At 75.2% G+C, this 6,025-nt stretch carries 4 protein-coding genes and 1 pseudogene; 3 read left to right on the plus strand and 2 right to left on the minus strand.

Going from position 1 to position 6,025, the window contains the following annotated elements:
• Positions 1–7: 7 nt before the first annotated feature.
• On the plus strand, positions 8–505 hold the full coding sequence (locus AB0H28_RS20540) for a GNAT family N-acetyltransferase (protein WP_358042274.1): 498 nt from the start codon (positions 8–10) through the stop codon (positions 503–505).
• Positions 506–595: 90 nt separating this feature from the next.
• Here AB0H28_RS20540 and AB0H28_RS20545 read toward each other — a convergent pair.
• Positions 596–769 (minus strand): annotated as a pseudogene (locus AB0H28_RS20545) (undecaprenyl diphosphate synthase family protein); the annotation flags it as partial.
• A gap of 86 nt (positions 770–855) precedes the next feature.
• Complete coding sequence (locus tag AB0H28_RS20550; protein ID WP_358042277.1) at positions 856–2,046, minus strand: hypothetical protein; 1,191 nt, start codon at positions 2,044–2,046, stop codon at positions 856–858.
• Positions 2,047–2,202: 156 nt separating this feature from the next.
• Here AB0H28_RS20550 and AB0H28_RS20555 point away from each other — a divergent pair, with 156 nt between their 5' ends.
• A complete protein-coding gene (locus tag AB0H28_RS20555) occupies positions 2,203–4,122 on the plus strand; it encodes a hypothetical protein (protein ID WP_358042279.1) in 1,920 nt (639 codons plus the stop codon).
• Entirely contained in the window at positions 4,080–5,873 is a 1,794-nt protein-coding gene (locus tag AB0H28_RS20560) for a hypothetical protein (protein WP_358042282.1), read from the plus strand. Before AB0H28_RS20555 ends, AB0H28_RS20560 begins: the two co-directional genes overlap by 43 nt.
• The last annotated feature ends 152 nt before the right edge of the window (positions 5,874–6,025 follow it).

Genomic DNA, 6,025 nt, shown 5'->3' on the forward strand with positions numbered 1-6,025 from the left:
GTGCGCCGTGGACGTGCGTGAGGCCACGCCGGCCGACCTGGATGACATCGTTGACCTGCACACCCGGGCCCGGATCGCCTACTACGGCGCGGGCGGGCTGCCGGTCGAGGAGATCGTGAATCCGGAGCTGGCCCGGGAGCAGCGCGACGGCTGGACGGCGGCGATGGACGCGCCGCACAAGCACGTCCGGTGCGCCATCGTGGACGGGCGGATGGTCGGCCTGCTGGCCATGGGCCCGCCGCACATTCCCGAGGCGAACGCCGCCCAGCTCTACCAGATCCACGTTGATCCGGACCGCTGGGGCCGGGGCGTCGGCAGCACGCTGCACGGCCTGTTCCTGCGCCACCTGGAGACCGAGGGCCTGGCGGTGGGCGTTCTGGAGGTGTGGGAGCGCAACACCCGAGCCCGCGCCTTCTACACCCGCCACGGCTGGCACCCCGACGGCACCACCCGACCGGGCCCCGCCGCCACCCCCTACCTGGGCATGCGCCGCTCCCACCCCTGACCGCCCCGGGTGCTCCAGTCGCCGTCGATCATGAAGCTGGCGGGGCCTGCCGTCCGATTTGTCGCGGCTAACTTCATGATCGACGCCTGCGGCGCGCTTGCGCACGTTGTCGACGGACGCGACGAACAGCGTTATCTGGCGGATGCCCAGCTCGGCGCACCAGCCGGCCACCTCGTGCAGGTGCGCCGCGCCGTACCGGTGGCCCACCGACGGGTCGTCGAAGCCCATCTGCCGGGCCCACCGGCGATTGCCGTCCATCACCATCGCCACGTGCCGGGGCAGCGCCGCGCCGACGAGTCGCGCCCGCAGGCGGCGGGCGTGCAGCCGGCGAATCAGTCCGGTCAGCACGGTCAGCGGGCGGGGGAGAGGGAGCGGTACCAGGTCTGCTCGGTGCCGGCCAGGCTGAACGTCTGCTTGTCGGTCTGCTCGACCACCACCAGGCCCGGGCGGTCGACCAGGCGGGCGGTGCCGGGTGGGGCGGCGAAGGAGGCGTCCCGGGTCCGCCAGGTCAACACCGCCAGCGGCTGCCCGGGCAACGGCAGGTGGTAGGCCTGCAACGTGGTGGACCGGTCGGCGGGGGAGACCACCGGCGCGCCGCCGTCGGCCGGGCGGTAGAGCACCGCTGTCATCGTCCCGCCCGGCGTCTCCCAGGTGAGCTGTTCCAGGTCGCCCGGCTCCCCGCCGCCGAGCGCCACCTCGCCGAGCGACCGGGTGGCGATCTTCGCCATCGGCCAGGACTCGGGCACCGAGCGCGGCATGTCGCGGTCGCCGACGCGGCGCGGCGCGCTGCCGAACGGACCGCGCTCACCGGCCAGCACGCAGGTGTCCAAACCGGACAGGGCGCGCTTGCCGGCGCCCGTCTCGTCGCGGACCAGCGGATAGCGGGGCGCCTCGGTGGCCGTACCCAGGTCGAGGACGCGGTCCGCGGCCCGGCCGCGCGGCAGCGACGGCGTGGGGCGCAGCGTCGCGGTCAGCTCGACGGCCCGGCAGGCCGGCACGTCGACCGGCACGGTGACGCCGGCGGTGCCGGCGACCGTCCGGCCGTCCGGGCCGACCAGGCGTTCCACCCGGGCGGAGGTCAGGTAGCGGCGGCCGGTGGGCGCCCGGACCGGCAGGACGTCGGAGTAGACCAGGTAGCCCGGGTCCGTGTACTCGGTGGCGTGGGCCACCCGCCACCGCTGCCCGTCCCGGTCGAGTTGCAGCAGCCAGGAGGCGGACTCCCCGGGCACGTCGGCGGCGACCAGCGCCAGCGGGGCCCCGGCCACCCGGCCGGAGAAGAGGATGCCGGAGGAGGGCAGGTGCGCGCGGTCGTCCATCGGCGAGCGCCAGCCCCGCACCGTGGCGGTGATCGCCGCGGTCGTGGCGGTGTCGCCGGCCAGGCTGCCGCGCGGCGGCCAGACCGCGAGCGTGCCGTCCAGGCTGTCGTAGCCCACCCGCAGAGCCGCCGACTGCCGTTCGGCGACCGGCCCACAACCGGCCGCGGCCAGGAGCAGCGCGGCCAGCGCGGCGCCCGTCACAGCCCCTCGGCGGGCTGAAACCACAGTTATCCCCTCGCCGGTCGTCGGTCGGAAGCCCACATGGTACGAGACGGCCGGGCGCGCGGGCGCGCCCGGCTCATCCCTCGGCCGGCCACCGCGTCGCGGAACGTGACGTGCGATTCGGGCATCAATATCCCGCTCCGGTAGACTCCGCCTACTGTGACGCCTGCCGAGACCCGTGGCGCCTCGACGCCGGCCGCCGACGCCCCGACGGGCTCCCGATCCGTCACGCTCGATCCGCCACCGGTCACCCGGCGTGAACCTCCGGCCGCGCCGCGTGATCCGGCGGGCCCCACCACCGAACCGGTCGCGCCGGCCGCCCGACGCCGGTGGCGCTGGCGGTGGACCCGCCGTCGCATCGACCTCGTCGTCTACGCCGGCTACCTGCTCGCCGCCGTCTGGGTGACCAGCGGCATCTGGGTCGACCCGGCCGGCCGGGTCGCCGCGCTCTACAGCAGCGACCCGGCGCAGGTGCAGTTCTTCCTGGCCCACTCGGTGCGGGTGGTGCTGCACGGCGAGTTCCCGTTCTTCACCGAGCAGTTCAACTACCCCGACGGGGTCAACCTGATGGCGAACACCGCCATCCTGGCCCTGGGCATCCCGATGGTGCCGGTGACCGTCCTGTTCGGACCGGCGGTCTCCTTCGTCGCGCTGGTCACCATCGGCCTCGCCGGCACCGCGGCGGCCTGGTACCGGGTGCTCTCCCGGCACCTGGTCCGGCACCGGCCGGCCGCCGCGGTCGGCGCCTGGTTCTGCGGCTTCTCCCCGGCCATGCTGTCGCACGCCAACTGGCACCCGAACATCATCAGCCAGTTCCTGCTGCCGTTCATCGTCTGGCGGGCGCTGGCGCTGACCCGGTCGGCCCGGCCGGTCCGCGACGGCGCGCTGCTCGCCCTGCTGGTCGTCGTGCAGGCGTTCATCAACGAGGAGATCCTGCTCTTCACCGCGTTGGCGCTGGGCGTGTTCCTGCTCGCCGTGCTGGTGCAGCAGCCCGGGCGGTGGTCCGCCGCCTGGCGACCGCTCGGCGCCGGGCTGGCGGCCTGCGCGGTGCTGGCCGGCGCGCTGCTGGCGTACCCGCTGTGGGTGCAGTTCGCCGGGCCGATGGCCTACCACGGGCTCAGCGACGCGGTGCGCGACTACGGCAACGACGTCGCCGCGTTCGTCGCCCCCGGCTCGCCCACGTTCGGCGGCAACGAACGGGCCAACGTCAACCTCGCCCCGAACTACTCCGAGGAGAACGCCTTCTTCGGCTGGAGCCTGTCCCTGCTGGCCGTGGGCATCGTCATCTGGCTGCGCCGCGACGCCATGGTCCGGGCGCTCGCCGCGACCGGGCTGTTCTTCGCGGTGCTGTCCCTCGGGGAGCGGATCTCCTGGTGGGACCGGGAACTGGCGGCCGGCCCGTGGAAGCTGCTGGTGCGGCTGCCGCTGCTGGACGCCGTGGTGCCGACCCGGTTCGGCCTGATCACCAGCGTGACCGTCGCGGTGCTGCTGGCGTACGCGGTGCGCAGCGCCTGGGTGTTGCGCGGCGTGGATCGGCGCACCGCCCGGACGCTGACCGCCGCCGGCCTGGTCTTCGCGCTGCTGCCGATCGCGCCCATGCCACTGCGGGTCACCACCCGCCCGCCGGTGCCCGAGTTCATCACCGCGGACCGGTGGCGGCAGTACGTCGGCCCGGACCAGACGCTGGTCTCGGTGCCGGTGCCGGCCATGGGCAACACCGACCCGATGCGCTGGGCGGCCAGCACCGACCTGGCCTTCAAGATCCCCGGCGGCTACTTCCTCGCGCCGCGCAACGGCGTCACCGGCGACCCGGGTCGCTTCGGCGGCCGGCGCAGCGGCATCGGCGAACTGCTCGCCGACGTGGCGTCCACCGGGCGTACTCCGAAGCTCGACGACCGGCAGCGCCGCCGCTTCCTCGACGAACTGCGGCACTGGAGGGCGGCAGTGGTGGTGCTGCCGTTGGACGAGCAGAACGCCGAGCCGCTGCGCCGCACCGTGGAGCAGTTGGTCGGGCCGGCCCGGCAGGAGTTGGACGTGTGGGTGTGGGACGTCCGGACACTTACCGACCGGTCCGCCTGACCGCGACCGACCGCCCGGACCGCCCCGCGCCCCGGCGCCGGTGGTGGCCCCGGCCGGTCGACGGGTTCGTGGTGACCGGTTACCTGGCGCTGGCCGTGCTGCTCACCACCGACCAGTGGCGCCGCCCGGAACGGCTGTTCCACCAGGCCGGCGACCAGATGCTGTTCGAGTGGATGCTGGCCCGGGCCGCCCGCGCGGTCACCGGCGGTGAGAACCCGCTGCACAGCACCGCGCTGAACGCGCCGCACGGGGTGAACCTGATGGCCAACACCTCGGTGCTCGGGCTGGGCGTCCCGCTCACCCCGGTCACGGTGACGCTCGGCTCCCAGGTGGCCTTCCTGGTCGCCGTGGCGCTCAGCCTCGCCGGCACCGCCACCGCCTGGTACGCGCTGCTCGCCCGCCGGCTGGTCCGCTCCCGGGTCGCCGCCGCGGTGGGCGGGCTCTGCTGCGGCTTCGCCCCCGGGATGGTGGCGCAGGCCGGGGCGCACCTGCACATGGCCGCCCAGTTCCTGGTCCCGGTGATCCTCGCGCTGGTGTTCCGGCCGGCCACCGACCGGGTACGCCGCGACGGCGTGCTGCTCGGGCTGGCGGTCACGTACCAGGTGTTCCTCGGCGAGGAGGTGCTGGTCTTCCTGGCCCTGGCCGCCGGCGTGCTGGCCGGGGCGTACGCGCTGGCCGACCGGGCCGCCGCGCGCCGGCTGGCGCCCGTGGTGGCTCGCCGGCTGGGCGTCGGCGCGGCGGTGGCCGGCGTGCTGCTGGCGTACCCGTTGTGGTTCCAGTTCTTCGGGCCGGGCCACTACACCGGGATGCCGTTCCACACCCGCGGCTACCGGCTCGACCTGGCCTCGTTCACCGCCGCCGCCCGGCAGAGCGTGGCCGGGGACGGCCATCGCGCCGGCCTGCTCTCGCCGAACCCCACCGAGCAGAACTCGTTCTTCGGGCCGGTGCTGCCGCTGCTGGCGCTGCTCGTGGTGGTGCGGCTGTGGCGGCGTCCGCTGGTGCGCGCGCTGGCCGGGTGCGGGCTGCTGTTCGCGGCGCTCTCGCTCGGCGTCACGGTGGTGGTGAACCGGCACGACACCGGGCTGCCCGGCCCGTACCGGCTGCTCGCCGCCCTGCCGCTGCTCGACCTCGTGGTGCCGGCGCGGTTCGCGTTGGTCTGCGTACCGGTGGCGGGGGTGCTGCTGGCGCTGGCCCTGGACCGGGTCCGGGGCGCCGCCGTCCGTGCCTGGGCGCCGTGGGCCGGCGCGGTCGCCGCCGCGCTGCTGCCGCTCGCGCCGACCCCGATCCGCACCGTGCCGGTGCCGCCGGTGCCGACCGTGGTGGCCGGCGGCGGCTGGCGGGTGTACGTCCCGCCGGGCCGGACGCTGGTGCCGGTGCCACCGGTCACCGGCGCGGCGAAGAGCCCGGCGATGTTCTGGTCGGCGCGCACCGGGTTGGCGTTCGACGCGCCGGGCGGCTACTTCATCGGCCCGCGCTCGGCCACCGACCCGGCCGCCCGCTGGGGCGCGCCGGACCGGCCCACCTCGCTGCTGCTGCGCCGGGCCGCCGAGACCGGCCAGGTGCCGCCGGTCGGCGAGGCGGAGCGCCGGCAGGCGCTGGCGGACCTGCGGCACTGGCGGGCGGCGGCGCTGGTGCAGGCCGACTCGTCGCCGGCGGACCCGGTGCGGGCCACCGTGGACGCGCTGGTCGGCCCCGGTCGGGACGTCGCCGGCGGGCACCTGTGGGACGTCCGTCCCCTGCTCCGGGAGTAAGGAGGGGCCCCCTGTTAACGCCTCCGGTAGAGAAGGGGCCCCCTCTCACCACGACGAGTTATTGACGAGTTGCCCAAATGTGCCGTGATCGTTGGGTGTGTATGGGTGTGGTGGTGCGTGATGCGCGGTCGCTTTCCCCGGCGGCGCAGGAG

The sequence above is a fragment of the Micromonospora sp. NPDC050980 genome, from assembly GCF_040653835.1.
GTDB lineage: Bacteria > Actinomycetota > Actinomycetes > Mycobacteriales > Micromonosporaceae > Micromonospora.